Origin of the sequence: Sporosarcina jiandibaonis (assembly GCF_013184495.1) — a bacterium.
Classification (GTDB): Bacteria; Bacillota; Bacilli; order Bacillales_A; family Planococcaceae; genus Sporosarcina; species Sporosarcina jiandibaonis.
Genome location: NZ_JAAOIY010000001.1, coordinates 432,385 through 455,492 on the forward strand (window position 1 = coordinate 432,385; position 23,108 = coordinate 455,492).

Consider the following 23,108-nt stretch of genomic DNA (forward strand, 5'->3'; position numbering starts at 1 on the left):
CCTTTTCAATTACTGTATTATCCGCGTTTTCCGAGTATCGCTTCAGCAATATTCACTGCATGGTCGCCAATACGCTCAAGATTCGAAACGATATCTACGAACACCATACCAGCTTGCGCAGAGCAACTTCTCTCGTTTAAGCGCAAGATATGATTCTTTCTGAATTTACGCTCCATCTTATCAATTAAATCTTCTTTCTGAGTTACTGTTCTTGCTAAATCCAAATCATTCAAATTAAGTGATTGAACAGCGTTTTGAACAGTTTCGATTGTTAAGCTAAACATCTCAGATAAATCGTTCATTGCGTCTTCTGACAAGGTCACCCGGTTCACATCGCGATAATCAATCAATTCAATAATATTTTCAAAATGATCTCCTATGCGTTCGATATCTCTCACCGTTTCCATTAATGTAACGTGATGAGCTGATTCATCGGGAGATATATTAACCGAAGAAATCTGAATTAAATAGTTTGTGATTTCGCGGTCAAGGTTATTAATGGCATCTTCAATCTGGTAACCCGTTTCAGCGTATTTCTTTTCGCCAGTTTTCAAATAATCATACGTGACTGATAATCCTTGAACACTGAAATCGCCCATGCGAATTACTTCTTCTTTGGCTTGTCCAATCGCAACAGATGGTGATTGTTGGATGAAGTGATAATCTAAATGCTTTGGTCGATACTCGATCGTTACATCTTCACCTGGAATTAGTTTTGTCACTAACCATGCCCACGCACCGATAAGCGGAAATTGAATAATTGTATTCGCTACGTTAAAGGTACCGTGCGCAAATGCAATTTGCATTTTACTCTCAAGTGCTAAAATTGATGATATCCACTCTACATATGCAGTAAAAGGGACAAGTAATATAATAAATATAACAGAACCGATCACATTAAAAAGAACGTGTGTCGCTGCAGCTCTTCTTGCAGCTACTGATGCACCAATCGAAGCTAGCACGGCCGTAATCGTTGTTCCTATATTATCTCCGAATAGGATAGGTAGCGCAGCTTTTAAATCGACTAGATTTTCAGCGTATAACCCCTGCAAAATTCCGACAGTGGCACTTGAGCTTTGTACGATTAAAGTGAAGATTGTTCCCACAACTACGCCGAGTATTGGTTGATCACTCATCGAAAGCGTTAAATCAGTAAATGATTGAAGTTCCCGAAGGGGCTTCATTCCGCCGCTCATTAATTCGAGTCCCAGAAAAAGTCCTCCAAAGCCAAAAATGACTTCCCCCATATTTTTTATTTGGTTTTTCTTGATGAAAAATATTAGGAATGCTCCAACAGCCATAATTGGAAGAGCATACGCGCCTACATCCAATCCAATTATGAACGCTGTTATGGTTGTCCCGATATTCGCGCCCATAATAACGCCGATTGCCTGTCGCAATGTCATGAAACCGGCACTAACAAGTCCTACTGTAATTACAGTTGTTCCAGAACTAGATTGTATTAAAACAGTAACAATGATTCCAACTAGGACGCCCATAAACGGATTCGTCGTAAATCGATCTAAAATATCACGAAGCCTGTTACCAGCGGCTTTCTGAAGGCCATCCCCCATATACTTTATAGCAAATAAGAAGATTCCAAGCCCGCCGAGAAACTGGAATATCATCTCTTGCCAGTTCAATTCCATTAAATAGTCATCTCCAATCATTCAATATAAACATATCACCCTATTATGCTTTGCGAGGTCCTATAATGTAAATAGAAAACAGGAAAATTTACATTGGCTTAACAATTGAACTCGAAAAAGTCATGAATCTGTCAAAATTACATGCTGTTCATTTTAAATTATTCATTTATTAATGAATAATGATAGAATACAATATAATAAGGAGGCTTAATCATGAGATTTCATCAACTATTCATAGCAAGTATTCACGAGCCGAAGAAACTAGCCGCATTTAGACTTCTTCCGATCGGTAAAGTTTTTAAGTACGTATTCATGTTCATTTTTTTATTCACAACTATTTCATTCGGCCGTTTTTACTTGAATGATGAATTATTACTAGAACAAAACCCCGATTTAATAGAGCATGGCAAAAAAATCGGTTGGCTAATTTATCCTATGGCGCTACTTTTGCAACTGGTCATTAGCACATTTTACGTTTTTGTCAGAATCACCATTTTTGCTTACATAGGTTCTCTGTTTCTAAATCTTAGAAGGAAGCGCAGTAATTATCTTCAAATATGGCGAACTTCCGCAATTGCCATGACTGTGCCAATGCTATTGACTATCGGATTTGATTTTTTCCCTGGCATTGCAGCTAATGGTTTTTTAATATCCTCAATCGTTCATTTGATTTATATTTTAGCTGCTATTAAGTATTACCCTAAACAACAATAATAAAAACCGAGGAATAATTCCTCCTTTCCTGCATACAGTGGCGAAAGGGGGAATTTTAATGAGAATACTACTAATCGCAACTATAATTTTCACTCTTATCCACTTTATTCGCGTTGACCTTGTTGAAGGAACAATTCCTAGCAAACCGTATGTCGAAGAAGCAAAAACGTGCGAAGAGGAAACTTTTTCAATTACTGTCACGTCAATTGATAACGATACGATCCAATCTCTGTTTGCACTTTACCCTGATCCAGAAATAACCCTTCTAGATAGATTGACTAAATTTTATGCATTAAATCCGCATTTACAAAAACAGGAAATCGTTAGCGGGGAAAAAATAAAACTTCCTATATCTAGCGTCCAAGCAAGTAATTGCGTAGAATGAGCAATATAGGGCATTCTCTTGCCTTTTCTTCACATAGATTGATAAAATATAAAATAGAGACTGGCTGTAACTAATTAAGGAGTGGAAACAATAATGAGTAAAATTATTCACCGATCCAAAACACGTCCAGTGCGAGTCGGTAATTTAACGATTGGCGGAAGTGATGAACTTTTCATACAAAGTATGACAACAACAAAAACCCACGATGTAGATGCTACTGTTGAAGAAATTTTACGTCTTGAAGAAGCAGGCGTGCAAATTATCAGAGTTGCGTGCCCAGATGAGCGCGCTGCCCTTTCCATTGGCGCAATCAAAAAACGTATTAACGTGCCGCTTGTTGTTGATATCCATTTTGATTATAAACTAGCTTTAATCGCCATTGAACAAGGCGCGGATAAAATCCGAATTAATCCGGGCAATATCGGTAGACAAGCTAAAGTAGAAGCCGTAGTCAATGCGGCTAAAGCGAAAGGCATCCCTATTCGAATCGGAGTAAATGCCGGATCATTAGAAAGGAAAATCCTTGAAAAATACGGCTATCCGACTGCGGATGGAATGGTAGAAAGCGCTCTTCATCATATTAAAATATTAGAAGATCTCGATTTTCACGATATTATTGTTTCACTCAAAGCATCTGATGTGAACCTTGCCGTCGAAGCTTATATGAAAGCCGCTGCCGCATTCGATTACCCGCTTCACCTGGGGATTACAGAATCTGGAACTCAATTTGCCGGAACCGTAAAAAGCTCTGCAGGCCTTGGAACACTCCTTTCGGCTGGAATTGGAAATACCCTTCGCGTATCGCTTAGCGCGGATCCAGTAGAAGAAGTTAAAGTCGGACGCGAATTATTAAAGGTTTTCGGTCTCTCATCCGATGCAGCGACACTTATCTCTTGTCCTACATGCGGGCGAATTGAAATCGACCTAATCTCAATCGCTAACGAAGTCGAAGAATATATTTCCAATATAAAAGCACCACTTAAAGTAGCGGTTCTTGGATGCGCAGTAAACGGTCCAGGGGAAGCTAGAGAGGCTGATATCGGAATAGCGGGAGCACGTGGAGAGGGTCTTTTATTCATGAAAGGAAAAACAGTTCGCAAAGTTCCTGAAGAAACAATGGTCGAAGAATTAAAAATGGAAATCGACAAACTTGCAGAAGAATACTTCGAAAAGAAACGTCAAGAAGAAGCATTACTGGAAGCTGAAGGAGCAAAATGAGAAATTATCGTTTCGGAATCGACATCGATGGAACTGTAACTTGCCCGACTGCCCTTTTACCGCATATCAATAAACAATATAATATTGATCTCGTTCTCGATGATATTAAAGAATATGATTTAACAAAAGCCTTTTCTGTAGATCCAAAGCAATTTTATGAATGGTATAAAACAGCCGAAGCATTAATTTACGATACTTCTCCGCCTCAGGAATACGCAAAAGAAATTTTGGAAAGTTGGTTACCGCAATACGAATTGTTCTATATTTCGGCACGTGGTGAAAACGTTCTGAACACAACGTTTGATTGGTTCAAACGAGAAAAAATTCCATACGATCATATCGAATTAATTGGAAGTCATTATAAAATTGAGGCAGCAAAAAAGCATAATGTTCATGCTTTTTTTGAGGACAAGCATGATAATGCTGTTGATATTAGCGAAGAACTCGATATTCCAGTTCTACTATTCGATACACCTTATAATAGAAAACCAACTCCAAAAAGCGTAATTCGCGTTTATGATTGGCAAGAAGCAAATAAATGGATCCAACGATTATTCCCAATAGAAACAGCAGTTACAAAATAAACGGTGTGCGACTCAAAATATTGAGTTGCACACCGTTTCCTTATGCGGCACATAACGGGCATTTTCCGTATATTTCAAACTTATGCCCTTCAATCTCATGGTTCGGCAAGTTTATCGATATTAGATCCATCGGGCAATCTGGAATGTTTTGTGTTTTACCGCATGTTGTACAAATAAAGTGATGATGATGGACGCCTGCATCACAATGCATTCGAAAATGCCTTTCCCCGGACAGTTCAGTTTCCTCTAAAATACCCAATTCAGTAAATGTGGATAAGTTGCGATAAATTGTATCAAAACTTATGCCTGGATTTTCATTTTCCATAAAGTCTTTTATCATCCCAGCCGTTAAATAGCGGTCATTTTCCAAAAACAAATCAAGTAATACTTCACGATTTTTCGTGCGCTTCAACTGATTCTCGCTAAGAATACGCCATGCTTCCTCAATCGTCATACAAGCTACCCCCTACCTTAACGGTTTTTCTATCACCACGTATTTTTTTCCAAGCTAGGACTATTAACAACAATAGAATAGATGTGACAACAATCGTTCCACCAGGCGCGATGTCCAAATGAAATGCGGAAAAAAGACCTATAATCACTGCAATCTCACCGAAAATGATGGAATAAATTATAGCTCCTTTAAAACTTTTAGCGATTTGCATGGCCGCTGCAACTGGCACCGTCATCAGAGATGATACAAGCAATATACCAACGATTCGCATCGAAGCTCCAATTACGAGCGCTGTAATTATCATAAAAAACATTTGAATAAAACGAGCATTAATCCCCGACACTTTCGAGTATTCCGAGTCAAATGAAAGCACAAATAGTTCTTTATATAAAAATCGAACGTATGCGATAACGATAACCGCAATTATAATAACTATGATTAAATCCTGTCGGCTGACTGCCGAAACTGAGCCGAATAAATAGCCGATCAAATCAGAGCCAAAACCTTTAGACAAAGAAATAAATATTGCCCCTAATCCGATTCCAGCCGATAAAATAACTGGGATTGCCAACTCTTCGTAATGCTTGTACATGCCTCTTAATTTCTCAATTAAGAGAGAACCGCCAACCGCAGAACCAATTCCAAGATAAACTGGATTAAGTGCTGAGAAAAATAGAAATTGCTGGCTTAGGAATAGGCTCCCCGCAATACCTGCAAGTGCAACATGGCTTAAAGCGTCAGCAATTAATGCGAGGCGTCGAACAACGATAAATAATCCTAGCAGTGGCGCGATAACGCCAATAATGATTCCCGATAAAAAAGCATTTTGTAAAAATTCATAAGTAAGTAATGCATTAATCATGATTGCGTCTCCTCTATGTGCTGATGGACACGTCTAACTGGATGACCATACCATTTTGAAATATCTTCATCTTCCATTTTCTTAAAGTCCGCTTGCATGCCATGGAAATGAATAGAACGATTTAAACATGCGACATGTGTAGCTAAATCCGTTACTAGGTCTATTTCATGAGTGACTAGCAATATAGCTATGCGATGTTCACGATTCAATTTATTTAGCATAGAATAGAACGATTTCACGTTTTGTTGATCAATGCCGACAGTTGGTTCATCCATCACCAAAAGCTTTGGATCTCCTACTAGGGCTCGCGCTATAAAAACACGCTGTTGTTGACCGCCTGATAGCTCTCCAATATTTTGTTTTGCATAGTCTTCCATACCAACTACCTTAAGTGCATGAATTGCTTTTTTATCATCTTTTTTAGAAAAACTTTTAAATAATCCTGTTTTTCTAGTAAGGCCGCTTCGCACAACTTCTAAAACTGTTGCAGGGAACCCAGAGTTAAAAGAATTTGATTTTTGAGATACGTAGCCGATTAGCTCCCTATGTTGAAAGTGATCTGCATCTTGTCCGAACAACAATACTGAACCGCTATCCGGTTTCAAAAGACCGAGAATAATATTGATAAGTGTTGATTTTCCCGACCCATTCGGCCCGATAAGCGCCCAGAACTCCCCTTCTTTTACGGTTAAGTCTATATTTTCAAGGACAGCTGTTTGCTCATAACTGAAATAAACATCGTCCAAATCAATGAGTGTATTTTTCATAGAGTAGTTCCTTTCTTCCTAATAGGAATGATTACGATTCATAATTATAATACAGGGTAGCTCGGGATACAACCTTTAAAGAAAGAAGGATTAAGTAAATGGACTTTGTTCAATTATTAAATGAGTTGAAAATGAGTAGTGATTCTGACGTAAAAGTCTTTGCAAGCTCTTATGGGGTTAATTTAACAACTTCAGAAATAAGAGCGCTACGCCCCTTATTAGACGAGGTTTCATTTCATTGGATTTTTACTGGAATACCTGAGGTGTTTATTAAGAAAGTCCGAATTGCAATTGGAGACCGTAAAGCAGAACAATTACTGCAAATGTATTTCGACGCGAGACAATAATTTTATAGAACTATAATTAAGCAATAGAAAGCCCGTCAACAACTATCAAACTGTTGACGGGTTATCTTTTATACTTTTAGAAGTTCGATTTTATCCGGTTGGAACATTTTCGACTTAAGCATTTCAATTTCAAATTTATAAGGAGCAAACTTTTTCTTTGGATCAGATCCAACAAAAGGTGTTTCCAAGATTTTAGGAATGCTTTCGAATTCTGGATGGTGAACAATGAAGTTTAATGCATCGAATCCAATATGGCCAAATCCTAAGTTCTCATGTCGGTCTTTCATTGCACCTCGTTCATTTTTGCTATCGTTCACGTGAATAACAGAAATTCGATCTTTGCCGATTATTTTATCGAATTCATCGATTACGCCTTCGAAATCGTTCACCACATCATAACCGGAGTCGTGAACATGGCAAGTATCGAAGCATACAGACAAGCGCTCATTATGTGTCACGCCGTCAATTATTCTAGCTATTTCATCAAAATTACGGCCAATTTCCGTTCCTTTACCCGCCATTGTTTCAAGGGCGATACGAACTGGGTAATCCTGCGATAGCACTTCATTTAAACCTTCAATTATTTTTGCAGTTCCGGCTTCGACGCCTGCGCCGACATGGGCACCCGGGTGAAGAACAATTTGATTCACTCCAAGTGCAGCAGTTCGTTCAATTTCTTTCTGTAAAAAATCAACGCCTAATTGAAAGGTAGCCGGTTTTGTAGTGTTCGCAATATTAATAATGTACGGAGCATGAACAACAATGTCTGAAATGCCATTAGCCTTCATATGTTTCAAGCCTTCCTCGATATTTAACTCTTCGATTGGCTTTCTGCGCGTGTTTTGCGGCGCACCCGTGTAAATCATGAATGTTGTTGCACCATAATTAAGTGCATCCTCACTTGAACCTAGCAACATCTTCTTCCCGCTCATTGAAACGTGAGAGCCTAGTAATAAAGGTTTCACATCTGTCATTTTTTACGCTTAATTCTCCTTTCACGTTTCTTTATATCTTCTATTTGTTTGGCCATTTTTTTCTTATAGCCTGGTTTGACTTTTTTAGGCTTGCGAACAAAGGCAATGGCTTTCCGATCAATATCGTCTAATTGCTTCGTTCTTCTCTTTCTTGCGTGTCTTTCTTTAACTTCAACCCATTCCCCATTTTTCACTTCTTCGTGAACAAATGGAATCCCCATTGCTTCGATACGGATTATCTTATCCTCTTCGGATGGATCATATAAGGTTATTGCTGTTCCTTCAAGACCTGCACGTGCAGTGCGTCCAACACGATGAATGAAAAACTCTAATTCATCTGGTAATTCATAGTTGATAACGTGGCTAACACCCGGAATATCTATACCGCGAGCTGCAAGATCCGTCGCGACAATGTACTCGAACTCCAAGTCGCGTATTCTCTTCATCATGCGTGTCCGTTCGCGCGGGGATAGGTCACCATGAATTTTCCCGACTTTAATTCCGGATTCCGCCATGAAGTCTGCTAATGCATCAGCATTTCTTCTTGTATTCGTAAAGATGATTGCCAAATACGGCGTGATTCCTTCAACAACTTGAAGCAATTTCTTCTCTCGTTGCATTCCGCGAACTGGAACAAGTGAATAACGCATGCCTTCTGTAAAAGATTTACGTTTTCCGATCTTCACATGCGCAGGCGATTCCATGTACTTATTTAAAAATGGTTTTAAGTTTTCTGGAATTGTCGCAGAAAATACATACATTTCTAAATCTGCAGGCATCTTTGAAGCGAACTTATCAATATCTTCAATAAAACCCATATCAAAAGCTAAATCAGCTTCGTCAATAACGAGAATCTTAGCTGTATGGATTAACAACGCACCGCTTTCGACCATATATTGAATTCTTCCGGGAGTCCCGACAACTATATGCGGATTAGATTTCAATCGGCTAGCTGATCTCTCTTTATCGGTTCCGCCAATTAGAAGCGATGATCGAATGTCAGTTTCCTTAGTTAATTTTGAAAGTTCATCAAATAATTGAGTAGCTAACTCCCGAGTCGGCGCTACAATGACTGCTTGTACATTATCTGTAGAACTATCGGTTCTTTCAACAATCGGAATAAGGAAACTGTGGGATTTCCCCGTACCTGTGTGTGCCTGACCAATTGCAGAAGTACCGCGAAGGATTAAGGGTATTATTTCCTTCTGTATTGGTGTCGGACTTTCAAAGCCGAGTCCTTGAATCGCTTCTCGAAGAAACGGCTGAAATTGATAATCTGTGAATTTTGACATGAAATAAATCTGCCTCCTAACATATCTACATTGTACCATGATTCCGTGCCGTCGTATGTCCTTTTCGCATACGATACAATATGAAAGTTTATTTTGATTAAAGGAAAGGAGTTCAAAATTGAGATACGAATCTTTTTATCCATTTTCTCGAAACCAACCGCCACCCCAAAGACAGCCGGGGTTCGGCATGCGTCCATTTCCAGGGCCTGCACAGCCCCCGGGACAGCCAAGTCAGTTCGGAAGGCGGAACAATCCGTTCATTGATCCTAGACAAGGTCCCCAAGGGTTTCCATCCGGGCAAGGACCTTCAAAAATAGACGGTTATATGGAAACAGCCAATCGATTAATAAACACTGCACAACAGTATGCGCCTGTCGTTCAGCAGTTTGCACCAATGATGCGCAATCTACCGGCAATGTGGAAATTATATAAAGGTTTTCAATCAATTCCGTCTGCCGGAGAAGGTTCAGGAACTGCGGCTGCTGGCGGTGCAGCTAGAAGCGCTTCTAGAGCAGCGCCGAGAACCGCAGAATCTTTTACACCGCCACCAGCTGGACCGAGACCTTCTGTACCCAGAATCTTTCAACCAGACCGATAAACTTTGAACAAGCGACTTGACTCCGTTATAATAGATTATAGAATCCTATTAGAGGAGTGAATTGGATGAAAGTGTTGAAGATTACCCCTAGAGGCTATTGCTACGGGGTTGTCGATGCAATGATCATCGCAAGAAATGCGGCACTCGACAAAACGTTACCAAGACCCATTTATATTTTGGGCATGATTGTACACAATAAACACGTAACAGAAGCGTTTGAACAAGATGGCATTATCACGTTAGACGGAAAAGATCGATTGGAAATTCTAGAAAAAGCAGATAAAGGCACGGTTATTTTCACTGCTCATGGTGTTTCTCCTGCTGTACGAGAGCTTGCTAGAAAAAAAGGGCTTGTATCCATAGATGCTACCTGTCCAGATGTTACAGTGACACATGATTTAATCGAAGAAAAGGCAGCAGAAGGATTCGACATCGTATACATCGGAAAACGCCATCATCCAGAACCTGAAGGAGCAATGGGTGTAGCGCCAAAACAAGTTCACCTAATTGAAACACTTGAAGATGTTGATAAACTTGACATCCACAATGAAAAACTGCTTGTAACAAATCAAACGACAATGAGCCAATGGGATGTAGCTCATCTTATGGAGGCCTTGAAAGTTAAATACCCGCATATAGAAGCAGTACAAGAAATTTGTCTTGCTACGCAAGTAAGGCAAGAAGCTGTTGCGGAACAGGCCGGAGAAGCTGATTTGCTTATCGTAGTTGGCGACCCGATGAGCAATAACTCGAACCGACTGACGCAAGTGTCCGTCGAAATTGCCAATACGCCTTCTTATAGAGTATCTGATGTCTCCGAAATTGATGTTAATTGGTTAAAAGGCATTAACACTGTTGCGGTAACAGCCGGTGCCTCTACTCCAACGATTGTCGTTCGCGAGGTCATCGCGTTTCTCGAGAAATTTGACCCAGAAGATTCAACGACTCATCATCCGGAAAAGAAATTCTTGTTAGAAAAAATTCTGCCAAGAATCAAAAACCCGAAACCAGTCGAACGTATCGAACCATATGTTTAATAGTAAACCGGTCGCTTTCTAGTAAAGGACCGGTTTTTATTTATCGAAATTGAAAAGGTTCTGTCTTGACTTCCGATTCGATGAATGTAACCTCGAAATTCTTTTCCAAACATGCTTCTGTCATATGCTCTACAACGCCCTTGATCATCACTTTTTCAATATTATGTCCTGGGTCAATAACGGATAGACCTATCGCTTCCGCGTCATGAGCGACATGATAATAAAGATCCCCGGTTACAAAAACATCTGCCCCGCTTCTTTTTGCATCGTGTATATACTTATTGCCATCTCCGCCCAATACGGCTACCTTTTTGATGACTTTAGAAGGATTTCCAACAAAACGGACTACAGGGACATTGAAAGCCTGTTTTACACGGTCAACAAATTGTCCCAGCCTGACTTGTTCATTCAATTCTCCAACCCGACCAAGTCCCAGATTATTCGTTTGTTGATCTAGCTGGAAAATATCATAAGCGGGCTCTTCATAAGGATGGGCTTCAAGCATTGAGCGAAGCACCTTATCGCGCAATTTCTCTGGTACAATTGCTTCGATTTTTACTTCGTCCACCTCTTCTTCTAATCCAACTTCTCCGAAATAGGGATTTGCATCGCCTACCGGCGTAAATCGTCCTGTTCCGCTCGTGGTAAAACTGCATCCTTCATATTCACCAAGCGCACCTGCCCCGCTTATTGCCATTGCCTTTCGTATTTCTTCAGCATGACTGGCCGGACTGAACACTACAAATTTATATAAAGCTTCAGAATACGTTGGCGACATGACCTTCGTTTCTTTCAAGCCTAATCGCGCCGCAAGTAAATCATTGACTCCGCCCGGTGCAACATCTAGATTTGTATGAGCAGAATAAACTGAAATATCATTTTTAATACACTTTTCAATGACTTTTCCTTGTGGCGTATCTGTTGCAATATTTTTTAGAGGTCGAAATATCGGCGGGTGATGCGCAATAATAAGATTTGCTCCAACTTCAATCGCTTCATCAATCACTGCTTCATTGACGTCTAGTGTCACAAGCACTTTTTCTACCGTTCGGTTCAATTGCCCGATATGTAAACCAACCGGATCGCCCTCTAACGCATAGCGTTTCGGAGACCACTCTTCAAATAGCTCGATGACTTCACGACCATTCACTGTCTTCATTTTTCCAACACCTTTCCAAGAGTTGTTATCTTGTGAGACAACTGTTCTTTTTTCTTAATTAACTCTGGGGTTTCAACCGCATTTTCTAGCGACCTTAACACTTGAATCCATTGACTGATTTCGGCTTCCCACTTTTCTATGAAAATGTTGTTCATTTCAGCAAGAAGAAATGGACCTACTAATAGTTCAAGGTCATCGTAGAAAACCAACCCTTTCTCAAGTACTAGAACCTCATAGATTTTTCCATCCTCTTTAAGTATTTGTTCATCCACTAATTTCCAGCCATTTGCAACTGCCCATTCCCGAATCGCTTTTGCATGAAGATTCGGTTGAACAATAAGTCGATTTACATGTTGAAGTCGATCTTTCCCCTGTTCCAAAATTTTCGCGATTAAAGATCCGCCCATTCCTGCGATTGTTACTGTATCAATTCCATCATGGTCTTCGATTGCAAAAAGACCATCTGCTAGCCTGACTGTTATTCTGTCACTTACCCCGTGTCGGTATACAGATTTCTTTGCTGTTTCATACGGACCGATTACAACTTCTCCCGCGACAGCTTTTTGTATGATACCTTTTTGTATTAAATAGGTTGGCAAATATGCATGGTCGCTACCAATATCAGCAACAACTGCTCCTTTTCTTATATGAGAAGCAACAGCTAACAGTCTTTCCGATAATTTAATCAACAATATCAGCTCCTTCCTTGAGTTCTCTAAAGAGAAAAAGCCTTCTGCTGACAGAAAAGTTTCTGCAGACAGATGGCTCTTTCAATTTCATGAATTATTTAAGTGATAAAATATAATCTGCCATTTCATCGAGGTGTTCTTCTGGCACTAGATTCCCCGGCATTGCAGTACCAGGAATACCATTTTGGATGATATCTACGAGCTCTTCTTTAGATAAATCAGTTCCAACTAGACCAGGAGCCGCTCCGCCCATTCCACCTGTTAAATCCCCACCATGACAGCTAACACATTGACCGATAGCGACGTCTGGATCAAAGCTCGCCACGTCTGCTTCTTCAGTAGTAGTATCTCCTTCAGCTTCTTTAGCGATTTCTTCTTTTTGCTCAATTCCATAAAGAGACATAAAGAAAATAAGACCAATTCCAAGTGAGAAAATCAGGAGAAAAGGAACAATAGGATTTTTCATTGAATTACCCTCCTTCTTCAAAAACAATTCTGTGATAATAACAATACACAACTAATATTGTACTGTATCACTTGGAAAACTGAAAGTAATTTACCATATTTCACTCTTTCTTTGTGACAAATTCGACAAAAAGTTTATTATTCGCAACCAATATGCCTTGCAATAACCATACGCTGTACTTCAGAGGTGCCTTCCCCTATTTCGAGGAGCTTAGCGTCGCGCATATACCTTTCCACTTCATATTCCTTCATATAGCCATACCCGCCGTGTATTTGTATAGCCTCGGAAGCATTTTCCATCGCAATTTCAGATGCATACAGTTTACACATCGCTGCTTCTTTAGAAAATGGACGACCTTGATCTTTTAACCAAGCTGCTTTATATACCATATTTCGAGCCAGCTCGATCTTCAACGCCATATCAGCTAGTTTGAACTGTGTAATTTGAAATTGAGATAATGTTTTTCCGAACTGTTTTCTCTCTTTGGAATATTGTAGCGCCCGGTCATAAGCTGCCTGAGCTATCCCGACAGCCATTGCCCCTATTCCGATACGCCCCCCGTCAAGTGTGACCAGGAACTGTTTAAAGCCGTTGCCGCGAACTCCTAAGAGGTTTTCTTTCGGCACGCGAACATTATCTAAGATTAGTTCAGTTGTATTTGAAGCATTAAGCCCCATTTTTTCATAATTGTCGATTACTGTAAATCCTTCTGCATCGGTCGGAACTATGATTGCACTAATTTCTTTTTCTCCATTTTTCATGCCAGTTATAGCAGTAATCGCAAGGTTTTTTGCGTAGCTTGCGTTGGTAATAAAAACTTTTGAACCGTTTATGATATAGTCATCACCATCTTCAACAGCAGTCGTCTGCGTCCCCCCCGCATCCGAACCAGCATTTGATTCAGTTAAACCAAATGCACCAAAGGATTCTCCTGTACAGATAGGCGTTAAATACTTTTCCTTTTGTTCCTCTGTGCCAAATAGATGAATCGGAGCCCCACCAAGTGAAATATGTGCGGAATAAGTGATGCCAGTCGATGCGCATGCACGACTCAGTTCTTCCGTCACAATCGCAAAACTTGTTGTATCTGCCCCTCCACCACCGTATTTTTCTGAAAAGGGCAACCCCATTAAGCCCATTTCCGAAAGTTTTTCGAACACCTCAACAGGAAAGTCTTTTGTTCGGTCGCGATCGATTGCCCCAGGTGCCACTTCTTCAACCGCGAATGCCCGAATCATCTTTTTAATCATTTGTTGTTCTTCCGTCAAATCAAAGTTCAAGATATCCATCCCCTTTTCGTAAACGCTTACAACTATGATTATACCGAATAGGCAGATAGATTCTCAACTTATTCACGGTATTTCCCAAATTAAAAAGCATCGGCAGATATCAACCGATGCTTTTTAATATTATTCAAGGAAATCCTTTAGACGTTTGCTTCTAGAAGGATGTCTTAACTTGCGAAGTGCTTTCGCTTCAATTTGACGAATACGCTCACGGGTCACGCCGAATACTCGACCGACTTCTTCAAGCGTTCTAGTTCTGCCGTCATCTAGACCGAAACGTAAACGAAGTACATTTTCTTCTCTATCGGTTAATGTATCAAGGACATCTTCTAATTGCTCTTTTAATAATTCATATGCTGCATGGTCTGAAGGTGATTGAGCTTCGGAATCTTCGATGAAATCGCCTAAATGGGAATCATCTTCTTCACCAATCGGCGTCTCAAGCGATACAGGTTCTTGAGATATCTTTAAAATTTCACGTACTCTATCCGCAGTTAGCTCCATCTCTTCTCCAATTTCTTCTGGTGAAGGTTCACGGCCTAAGTCTTGCAACAATTGTCTTTGAACCCGAATTAATTTGTTGATTGTCTCAACCATATGAACCGGAATACGGATTGTTCGGGCTTGGTCAGCAATTGCACGCGTGATCGCTTGACGAATCCACCATGTCGCGTACGTACTGAATTTAAAGCCTTTAGTATGATCAAATTTTTCTACGGCTTTAATCAGACCCATATTTCCTTCTTGGATAAGGTCGAGGAATAACATTCCACGTCCGACGTAACGTTTTGCAATACTTACAACTAGTCGCAAGTTCGCCTCGGCAAGTTCTTTACTTGCAGATTCGTCACCCTCGATTATGCGTTTTGCAAGCGCGACTTCTTCATCTCCAGTAAGTAATTCAACTCGACCGATTTCTTTTAAATACATTCGGACCGGGTCGTTAATTTTCACGCCAGGCGGTACGCTGAGGTCGTTTAAATCGAGCTTGGAATCATCGACTTCCTCTTTAGGCGTCGCCTTATCAGCCTCTTCCTCTTCATCTTCCGACTTTCGATCCATTTCAACGCCTTGCGCTTCCAGCAAATCAAGGAATTCCTCAAATTGATCTGGTTCAATCTCATATTGAGAGAGTTTTTCCGTCACTTCATCAAGTGTCAGTTCACCTGTTTTCTTTCCCGCTTCTAATAATTGCGCCTTAACTTCTTTAATTGTAAGTTCTTCTTTCATTCCTGCAGATAATTCTTTTTTAGTCATCTTACCCGTTCCTCCTCCTAACACCGGATATGGCTATTTAGCCGATAATGATTTCCGGAGCTGTATAATATCCCTGGCCAGCTCCAGCGCCCGGGTATGATCGTTTTTCTTTTCAGCTTCTTTAGATTCATGTATTTTTTTTTGAATTGTTAACCCTATTCGATATTTCTCCAAATGTTTAATGCAATCTTCGATTTCTTGTTCAGTATGCTCAGGATCACGGTCAATCATCGCAGCTTCAAGGACAATTTTCCTCAAGCTGCGGTCTTCTAGCGATTCCGCAAACCTATGAAAATCAGGCATTCCATGTTTTTCGTAAAATCCGGCAAGACGAACGAATATTGCTGAATAATCTTCGCCAATAAAAACATCTCTTCTCTCTTTTTGAAAGCGGTCAAATAGGGATCCGTCATTTAATAAATGATATAATAATAATCGCTCCGCTCGCTCGGTCCCTGTTTGGGTTCGTTTTGGCGCAGTTCTTTCAGGTATATTCCCGCCGCTTGCGAAATCTGCAGGTTCTGCTTTCGCCTGCCTTGCCCGATTACCTGCCATCTTCATGAATTGTTGCGTTATCGCTTCAACTGAAATATTTGTTTCAGTTGAAAGTTGTCGAATGTACAAATCCCTCTCTACTGGAGATGCGCGTTTTGCCAATTCTTCAAGCACCTCATGTATAAATTGCAGAACGTCATTTTCATAAGAGAAGTTTTTAGAACGTTTAGCATATGCCATGATGAATGACATATATGAATGCGGATTTCCAATAATTTGATCGCGAAAGGCCTGTCCGCCATATTCCATAATATAATCATCGGGATCCATATCTGTAGGTAATAATGCAATTTGCACATCAAATCCATTTCGCGAGATCATACCGGAAAATCTTTTAGCAGCTTCCCATCCAGCATCATCTCCGTCGCAGCATATGATTACCTCTTTTGCAACTCGCTTCATTTTAATTAGGTGCGCATCTGATAAAGCCGTTCCCATAAGAGCCACACTATTTTTTATATCCACGCGATCAGCCGAAATCGTATCCATAAAACCTTCAAACAGTATTACTTTACCCGTTTTCCGCACATTAAGACGTGCATTGTGCAAATTGTATAACATTTTGTTTTTTTCGAAAATGGGTGTTTCTGGGCTATTCAGGTATTTTGCTACTTCCTTTCCTTCCACTAACGTACGACCTGAGAATGCAATCACATTACCATTATCGTCATGAAGTGGAAACATAATACGTCCGCGGAACCTATCAAAGAAACCAGTACCATCGTCCTTCATTATGCAAAGGCCTGCTTTTTCCATTTCCATCATATTGAAACCTTTACGATGGAGTAATGTCGATAGTGCATCAAATTCATCAAGGGACCATCCGATTCCATATTTTTCGATATCCGCCCTCGTAAACCCTCTATTTTGAAGATATTCTAATGCCTTTTCCCCTTCTACTGTATTTAAGAGTAAATGACTGTAAAAATTCGAAGCTAGGGAATGTGCTTCAACCATATGTTTAAACTCATCAGGCCGTTTGGATTCATTGGAAGCATGAGTTATTGCTGGGTCGATTTCAATTCCCGTACGTTCTGCGAGTTTAATAACTGCGTCCGTGAATTGTCGATTTTCGATATCCATAACAAATGTGATTGCATTGCCGCTTGCCCCGCATCCAAAACAATGAAAAAGTTGCTTGTCTTCAGAAACTGAAAATGAAGGTGTGTTTTCCCCATGAAAAGGACAAAGCCCGAACCAATTTTTACCTCTTTTCGTCAGTTGTACATGCTCTCCAATTAGATCCACTATATCGGTCTGGGTACGAACTGCTTCAATTATCTCCTCAGATATTCTTGTCATGATATCACCATCTTCTACTCTGTATACTATATTTCGAGAAATTCTTTGAATATCCTTCTTTATTCGACATATTTCTTAATAATACTCCGAAACTATTATTCTACACTATTACGTATGAATTTTCATTAATCTACTATGGATGAATATTGTCCCTAAAAGAAGAACCTATCCATAATGGAAGGTTCTTCTTTATTATTTAATTCGATTAGTTAGTTCACCAATAATAACATTTGCAGTTTCTTCAACAGCTTTACTCGTTACGTCAACGACAGTACATCCTATCTTATCCGTTATTTCCTTGAAATGCTCGATTTCCGCCTCGATTCTTTCGAGTCGTGCATAATTAGCATCGTCACGTAAGCCCAGTGCGATAAGTCGTTCTTTTCTAATCGTATTTAACTTTTCTGGTGAAATAATTAGTGCAAAACATTTTTTGGGATCAATCATGAATAATTCCTCAGGTGGATCAACTTCGGGAACGAGTGGCACATTAGCCACTCGATACCGTTGATGGGCCAGATATTGCGATAATGGTGTTTTTGAAGTTCTTGAAACGCCGATTAATACAATATCGGCCTTCAATATACCCCGCGGGTCTCGACCATCATCGTATTTAACGGCAAACTCAATCGCCTCGATTTTTTTAAAGTAATCATCATCTAGTTTTCTTACTAATCCTGGTTCTTCCCTTGGTTTCTCATCAAGCTGACGGCTGAGCTGATCAACGACAGGGCCAAGTAAATCAATACACTTTATGTCTTTTTTTTGACATTCAGCCTTTATTCTTTTTCGCATGCAACTTTTAACTAGCGTATAAACAACAACCGCATTTTGTTCACTAGCTAAAAATGCAATCTCCTCTAACTGTGTTTCATTTTCTATATGCGAAAACCGTTTTAAAGAAACTGAATCAAGTCCTCTTCCAAACTGGCTTGCTGCAGCTTTCGCAACAAGTTCAGCTGTTTCTCCAACGGAGTCGGAGACGATAAACATAGTAAGATTCTTCATACAATCACCCTCATAATTCATGGTCGTCCGCAAGCGATAGGAACGCTGCGGTAATGTTTGTTTTTGTAATTCGGCCGACAACTTCTAGTCCCGTACCTTTATCTACTATAACAGGGAGTGAATCTATCTGTTTATCTATCATTTTCCCGGCCGCCTTAAGTAGTGTATCGGACTTTTTGCAATAAGTGATGTTAGGCATTCTGGTCATAATTATATGAACCGGCACTTTATCGATTTCATTGTTTCCAAGGCATGATCTGAGTAAATCTTTTCTCGATAAGATGCCGGTAAGAAAGGAAGATCTGTCTACGACAAACAATGTGCCGACGTCTTCAAGAAACATTTGGCAAATTGCGTCATACACGGATAATTCCTCAGTGACAACAGCCGGAATCGATTGAAAATCTCCAACTTTCATGGCGTTAATACTGTCAGTAAGGGATTTAACTGGTTTCTTTCCGGAGAAAAAATACCCTACCCTCGGTCTTGCTTCTAAATAACCAGCCATCGTCAGGATTGCAAGATCGGGACGTATTGTTGCTCTCACTAGATTTAATCGCACCGCTATTTGCTCACCGGTTATAGGACCATTTTCTTTAACAATTTCAAGTATATCGGTCTGACGCTTATTAAGTTCCATAAGTCACCGCCTTACGGGTATGTAATAACAATAATCTACTCGCTTATTATATACGAAGACGCCAACTATTGCGAAGAAATTGGAATCATGCTACACTAATTGGTGAACTAAATAAGCGTTGAGAGGTATTAAAGTAATGTCTAAAACAAAGCGAGTCGGGATAGTGAAAGTCGACACAGACATGAAAAGGCAACCTTGAGCTATGAATTTTTCCAAGCGGGTTGATGGATTTATCAACCAAACGGGGTGGAACCGCGGGTCATTATGCACTCGTCCCCGGACTTTATGTCCGGAGACGAGTGCTTATTTTATTTTGAAAGGAATGTTACCACAATGGAGAAAATAGTAAATTTGGCAAAAACAAGAGGATTCATTTTTCCTGGATCCGAGATTTATGGAGGATTAGCAAATACCTGGGATTATGGTCCTCTCGGAATTGAACTGAAAAATAATATTAAAAGAGCATGGTGGCAGAAGTTTGTCCAAGAATCTCCTCATAACGTCGGTCTTGACGCAGCTATACTGATGAACCCGAAAGTATGGGAGGCATCCGGCCACACAGGCAATTTCAATGACCCGATGATTGACTGTAAAAAATGCAAAACTCGCCACCGAGTAGATAAACTAATCGAAGATGCACTAGATGCAAAAGGAATGGAAATCGTTGTTGACGGTTTATCATTTGAAAAAATGAACGAATTAATTGTTGAACACGATGTTGTATGCCCTTCTTGCGGCGCAATGGATTACACGGAAATTCGTCAGTTCAACTTAATGTTCAAAACATCGCAGGGCGTCACGGATTCTTCGGCAAATCAGATTTATTTGCGTCCAGAAACAGCGCAAGGAATTTTCGTGAACTTTAAAAACGTTCAGCGTTCAATGAGAAAAAGAATGCCTTTCGGAATCGCGCAAATCGGTAAGAGTTTCCGTAATGAGATTACTCCAGGAAACTTCACATTCCGTACACGCGAGTTCGAACAAATGGAATTGGAATTCTTCTGTAAACCAGGCGAGGATAACGAATGGTACGAATACTGGCGCGATTTCTCGAAGAACTGGTTATTAAGCTTAGGCATGACTGAATCCAATATCCGTTTACGTGAACATACTGAAGATGAGCTATCCCATTATTCAAAAGGCACTGTCGATATTGAATATAAATTCCCATTCGGCTGGGGCGAACTATGGGGCATTGCTAACCGTACAGACTTTGACTTGAAGCGTCATATGGAATTTTCAGGAGAAGATTTTCATTACCAAGATCCGATTACGAATGAAAAATTTGTACCTTACTGCATCGAGCCGTCACTAGGCGCCGACCGGGTAACGTTAGCTTACCTTACTGACGCTTATAAAGAGGAAGAATTAGATGGCGATGACAAGCGTACGGTTCTTCAATTCCACCCGGCAATCGCGCCTGTCAAAGCATGTGTTCTGCCTTTATCTAAAAAACTATCTGAAAGTGCGGAGAAAGTTTATGCAGACCTGCGTAAACATTTCGTCGTACAATATGATGAGTCGCAATCGATCGGCAGAAGATATCGCAGACAAGATGAAATCGGTACGCCGTTTTGCATTACGTATGATTTCGATTCAGAAGAAGATCAGCAAGTTACAGTGAGACATCGCGATTCAATGGAACAAATCCGGATGCCGATTGACGAGGTAAAGGATTATATTGCAAAACATTTAGAGTTTTAATTAAAAAACAGAAAACCCCGTGATAGAAGTAATTCAACTTCCTTCACGGGGTTCTTTTTTCGGCAATAATTCGGGAGTGGATTCAAGTTGGTCGATGAACGATCTAGTTTTGAACCAAATTCCAAGTTGCTCGTCATAGATTGTTTGAATAATTTTTTTCATAAACTTTTTCGTTTCTTTTTTTAACGTTAAATTTCCCACACGGTTGATCGGGACCGTATAAAATGTCCGAATCAGTTTTAACTGGTTCGGCGTAATCCGGATTAAATACGGGTCCATATTAAAACAACGGTGACAAAGAAAACCGATCTCTTTAAAGGAAAAGCCGAATTCACCTTCAGTTGCCCGGCAATTAACACATTCGTGGAGCACAGGGTGAATGCCGCCTACAGGCAACATTTTCCATTCTACAAACAAAGATATCGCTTCTGGATCAAACCCTTCATTCATCGCATGCAACGCTTCATACAACAATTCGTAGACACCCAGGACACGTTCATTCTCATCGGTCATCTTATCGACTATTTCGACGACGTAGCTCGCATACGCGGTCACTTCGAGATCTTCAAGGATATGCCGCATCGATTCAATCTGTTCACCCTGAGAAAGCGTTCCCATACCCCTGCCTTTTCGAATTAAATAAGTCCCGTGAGTGAACGGTTGAGTAACAGCTGCGAGTTTACTTCTAGGTTTTTTTGCACCGCGGGCCATTGCCGTCACTTTGCCAGCTTCCTTTGAAAACAAAGTGACGATCTTGTTTGACTCGCCGTAAGGGATTGATCGAAGTACGATGCCTTCCCATTTATTCAGCAAGCGACCCACCCCTTAATAGTAATTCTTAGTATTCATCGTTGTCGAAACCGAACTCCTTCAAACGACCTGGTCTGTTACGCCAATCTTTTTGCACTTTTACCCATAGTTCAAGAAAAACTTTTGAGCCCAACAACATTTCAATATCATGCCTTGCTTTCGTTCCGATTTCTTTGAGAAGCGCGCCTCTTTTTCCAATCACGATTCCCTTTTGCGAATCACGTTCTACGATTATTGTTGCCATAATATTAATCATGTCACGATCTTTTTCACGTTCGATTTTTTCAATGACTACAGCAATTGAATGCGGAATCTCTTCTCTAGTAAGTTGAAGAGCTTTTTCACGGATGAATTCAGAAATAATAAATCGTTCAGGGTGATCGGTTACTTGATCTTCAGGATAATACTTCGGACCTTCGGGCAAATACTTTTTTAACGTTTCCAGTAAACGCTCCGTATTATTGCCGTTTAAAGCGGAAATTGGAACGATTTCAGCAAAATCATACTCTGATTTATACGAAACAATAGTCTCCAACAAGCTGTCTGGATGAACTAAGTCGATCTTATTAATAATTAGAAATACAGGTGTTTCTGTATTTTGAAGCATTTCAATAATGAATCGATCACCCGGGCCGATTTTTTCTTCTGCATTCACCATGAACATAATGATGTCAACTTCTCTTAATGTATTGCGAGCTACTTTCAACATGAAATCGCCCAGTTTATGTTTTGGTTTATGTATCCCCGGTGTATCGATGTAAATTAGTTGAGAATCGTCTGTTGTGACGACTCCCTGAACTTTGTTTCGAGTAGTTTGAGGCTTATCGCTCATAATTGCAATTTTTTGCCCCACTACGTGATTTAGGAATGTCGATTTTCCGACGTTCGGTCTACCGACAATCGCGATAAATCCAGATTTGAATTTGTTATTGTTGCTTTCTTGCATATGCAAGGTCCTCCTTTGAGAATGCGCCCGGAAGCAATCCAGCCACAGTCGTTTCCATCACATCGCCTTTTAAATTTGTTAAATAAACCGGCATCCCCGCATCGCAAAATTCGGCGATGACTTGTCTGCATGCACCACAAGGCGATATTGGCCCATCCGTATCGCCAATAACGGCAAGTGCTTTAAATGAATGCACTCCTTCAGAAATAGCTTTAAAAAAAGCTGTGCGCTCTGCACAATTCGTCATGCTAAAGGCAGAGTTTTCAATGTTGCAACCATGATAGACAACCCCATTTTCACCGAGTAATGCCGCTCCGACCGGGAATTTTGAATAAGGAACATAAGCCTTTTCCCGTGCCGTTTTTGATTCGATAATAAGTTTTTCTTGATTCATAAAATCACCCC

At 40.2% G+C, this 23,108-nt stretch carries 25 protein-coding genes; 8 read left to right on the plus strand and 17 right to left on the minus strand.

Annotated elements, in window-relative coordinates; genetic code table 11:
- Positions 1 to 17: 17 nt before the first annotated feature.
- A complete protein-coding gene (locus G8782_RS02150; RefSeq protein WP_172369263.1) occupies positions 18 to 1,649 on the minus strand; it encodes a Na/Pi cotransporter family protein in 1,632 nt (543 codons plus the stop codon).
- Between the two features lie 213 nt (positions 1,650 to 1,862).
- Here G8782_RS02150 and G8782_RS02155 point away from each other — a divergent pair, with 213 nt between their 5' ends.
- From G8782_RS02155 to G8782_RS02170, 4 genes are all read left to right on the plus strand, one after another.
- On the plus strand, positions 1,863 to 2,363 hold the full coding sequence (locus G8782_RS02155; RefSeq protein ID WP_172369264.1) for a DUF1189 family protein: 501 nt from the start codon (positions 1,863 to 1,865) through the stop codon (positions 2,361 to 2,363).
- Between the two features lie 58 nt (positions 2,364 to 2,421).
- A complete protein-coding gene (locus G8782_RS02160; protein ID WP_172369265.1) occupies positions 2,422 to 2,748 on the plus strand; it encodes a hypothetical protein in 327 nt (108 codons plus the stop codon).
- A 93-nt stretch (positions 2,749 to 2,841) separates the two neighbouring features.
- Positions 2,842 to 3,966, plus strand: coding sequence for a flavodoxin-dependent (E)-4-hydroxy-3-methylbut-2-enyl-diphosphate synthase (ispG, locus tag G8782_RS02165; RefSeq protein ID WP_216667744.1), 1,125 nt, complete (start codon positions 2,842 to 2,844; stop codon positions 3,964 to 3,966).
- Complete coding sequence (locus G8782_RS02170; RefSeq protein ID WP_172369266.1) at positions 3,963 to 4,550, plus strand: hypothetical protein; 588 nt, start codon at positions 3,963 to 3,965, stop codon at positions 4,548 to 4,550. Before ispG ends, G8782_RS02170 begins: the two co-directional genes overlap by 4 nt.
- 40 nt (positions 4,551 to 4,590) lie before the next feature.
- Here the strand turns inward: G8782_RS02170 and G8782_RS02175 are convergent, their stop codons facing one another.
- The 3 genes from G8782_RS02175 to G8782_RS02185 are packed head-to-tail and all read right to left on the minus strand — an operon-like array spanning position 4,591 to position 6,633.
- The gene (locus G8782_RS02175) at positions 4,591 to 5,004 is read right to left on the minus strand and encodes a Fur family transcriptional regulator (protein WP_172369267.1); all 414 of its coding nucleotides are present in this window, start codon (positions 5,002 to 5,004) and stop codon (positions 4,591 to 4,593) included.
- Entirely contained in the window at positions 4,994 to 5,866 is an 873-nt protein-coding gene (locus G8782_RS02180; protein WP_172369268.1) for a metal ABC transporter permease, read from the minus strand. Before G8782_RS02180 ends, G8782_RS02175 begins: the two co-directional genes overlap by 11 nt.
- Complete coding sequence (locus tag G8782_RS02185) at positions 5,863 to 6,633, minus strand: metal ABC transporter ATP-binding protein (RefSeq protein WP_172369269.1); 771 nt, start codon at positions 6,631 to 6,633, stop codon at positions 5,863 to 5,865. The genes G8782_RS02180 and G8782_RS02185 overlap by 4 nt, the downstream gene beginning before the upstream one ends.
- Positions 6,634 to 6,731: 98 nt before the next feature.
- Here G8782_RS02185 and G8782_RS02190 point away from each other — a divergent pair, with 98 nt between their 5' ends.
- A complete protein-coding gene (locus tag G8782_RS02190) occupies positions 6,732 to 6,980 on the plus strand; it encodes a hypothetical protein (protein WP_216667745.1) in 249 nt (82 codons plus the stop codon).
- Positions 6,981 to 7,048: 68 nt separating this feature from the next.
- Here G8782_RS02190 and G8782_RS02195 read toward each other — a convergent pair whose 3' ends face one another.
- A complete protein-coding gene (locus G8782_RS02195) occupies positions 7,049 to 7,954 on the minus strand; it encodes a deoxyribonuclease IV (protein ID WP_172369270.1) in 906 nt (301 codons plus the stop codon).
- A complete protein-coding gene (locus G8782_RS02200; RefSeq protein ID WP_172369271.1) occupies positions 7,951 to 9,246 on the minus strand; it encodes a DEAD/DEAH box helicase in 1,296 nt (431 codons plus the stop codon). The genes G8782_RS02195 and G8782_RS02200 overlap by 4 nt, the downstream gene beginning before the upstream one ends.
- A 118-nt stretch (positions 9,247 to 9,364) precedes the next feature.
- Here G8782_RS02200 and vrrA point away from each other — a divergent pair, with 118 nt between their 5' ends.
- A complete protein-coding gene (gene vrrA, locus G8782_RS02205; protein WP_172369272.1) occupies positions 9,365 to 9,844 on the plus strand; it encodes a VrrA/YqfQ family protein in 480 nt (159 codons plus the stop codon).
- A 65-nt stretch (positions 9,845 to 9,909) separates the two neighbouring features.
- Positions 9,910 to 10,881, plus strand: coding sequence for a 4-hydroxy-3-methylbut-2-enyl diphosphate reductase (locus G8782_RS02210; protein WP_172369273.1), 972 nt, complete (start codon positions 9,910 to 9,912; stop codon positions 10,879 to 10,881).
- A gap of 40 nt (positions 10,882 to 10,921) precedes the next feature.
- Here G8782_RS02210 and G8782_RS02215 read toward each other — a convergent pair whose 3' ends face one another.
- From G8782_RS02215 to ccpN, 8 genes are all read right to left on the minus strand, one after another.
- The gene (locus G8782_RS02215) at positions 10,922 to 12,040 is read right to left on the minus strand and encodes a Nif3-like dinuclear metal center hexameric protein (protein WP_172369274.1); all 1,119 of its coding nucleotides are present in this window, start codon (positions 12,038 to 12,040) and stop codon (positions 10,922 to 10,924) included.
- On the minus strand, positions 12,037 to 12,729 hold the full coding sequence (locus tag G8782_RS02220) for a tRNA (adenine(22)-N(1))-methyltransferase (protein ID WP_246231522.1): 693 nt from the start codon (positions 12,727 to 12,729) through the stop codon (positions 12,037 to 12,039). The genes G8782_RS02215 and G8782_RS02220 overlap by 4 nt, the downstream gene beginning before the upstream one ends.
- 94 nt (positions 12,730 to 12,823) lie before the next feature.
- Entirely contained in the window at positions 12,824 to 13,195 is a 372-nt protein-coding gene (locus tag G8782_RS02225) for a c-type cytochrome (RefSeq protein WP_172369275.1), read from the minus strand.
- 137 nt (positions 13,196 to 13,332) lie between these two features.
- On the minus strand, positions 13,333 to 14,475 hold the full coding sequence (locus G8782_RS02230; RefSeq protein WP_172369276.1) for an acyl-CoA dehydrogenase family protein: 1,143 nt from the start codon (positions 14,473 to 14,475) through the stop codon (positions 13,333 to 13,335).
- 129 nt (positions 14,476 to 14,604) lie between these two features.
- A complete protein-coding gene (rpoD, locus tag G8782_RS02235) occupies positions 14,605 to 15,738 on the minus strand; it encodes an RNA polymerase sigma factor RpoD (protein ID WP_172369277.1) in 1,134 nt (377 codons plus the stop codon).
- A 33-nt stretch (positions 15,739 to 15,771) separates the two neighbouring features.
- A complete protein-coding gene (gene dnaG / locus G8782_RS02240) occupies positions 15,772 to 17,595 on the minus strand; it encodes a DNA primase (RefSeq protein WP_172369278.1) in 1,824 nt (607 codons plus the stop codon).
- Positions 17,596 to 17,787: 192 nt separating this feature from the next.
- A complete protein-coding gene (locus G8782_RS02245) occupies positions 17,788 to 18,603 on the minus strand; it encodes a pyruvate, water dikinase regulatory protein (RefSeq protein ID WP_172369279.1) in 816 nt (271 codons plus the stop codon).
- A 10-nt stretch (positions 18,604 to 18,613) separates the two neighbouring features.
- Positions 18,614 to 19,243, minus strand: coding sequence for a transcriptional regulator CcpN (ccpN, locus tag G8782_RS02250; protein WP_172369280.1), 630 nt, complete (start codon positions 19,241 to 19,243; stop codon positions 18,614 to 18,616).
- Between the two features lie 333 nt (positions 19,244 to 19,576).
- On the opposite strand from ccpN, the gene G8782_RS02255 reads away from it, so the two are divergent.
- On the plus strand, positions 19,577 to 20,947 hold the full coding sequence (locus G8782_RS02255; RefSeq protein ID WP_281357875.1) for a glycine--tRNA ligase: 1,371 nt from the start codon (positions 19,577 to 19,579) through the stop codon (positions 20,945 to 20,947).
- 33 nt (positions 20,948 to 20,980) lie between these two features.
- Here G8782_RS02255 and recO read toward each other — a convergent pair whose 3' ends face one another.
- The 3 genes from recO to G8782_RS02270 are packed head-to-tail and all read right to left on the minus strand — an operon-like array spanning position 20,981 to position 23,097.
- A complete protein-coding gene (recO, locus tag G8782_RS02260; RefSeq protein WP_172369281.1) occupies positions 20,981 to 21,760 on the minus strand; it encodes a DNA repair protein RecO in 780 nt (259 codons plus the stop codon).
- Positions 21,761 to 21,785: 25 nt separating this feature from the next.
- Positions 21,786 to 22,703: a GTPase Era gene (gene era / locus G8782_RS02265; RefSeq protein ID WP_172369282.1), complete on the minus strand. Its 918-nt coding sequence runs from the start codon at positions 22,701 to 22,703 to the stop codon at positions 21,786 to 21,788.
- On the minus strand, positions 22,684 to 23,097 hold the full coding sequence (locus tag G8782_RS02270; RefSeq protein ID WP_172369283.1) for a cytidine deaminase: 414 nt from the start codon (positions 23,095 to 23,097) through the stop codon (positions 22,684 to 22,686). Before G8782_RS02270 ends, era begins: the two co-directional genes overlap by 20 nt.
- Positions 23,098 to 23,108 lie beyond the last annotated feature (11 nt).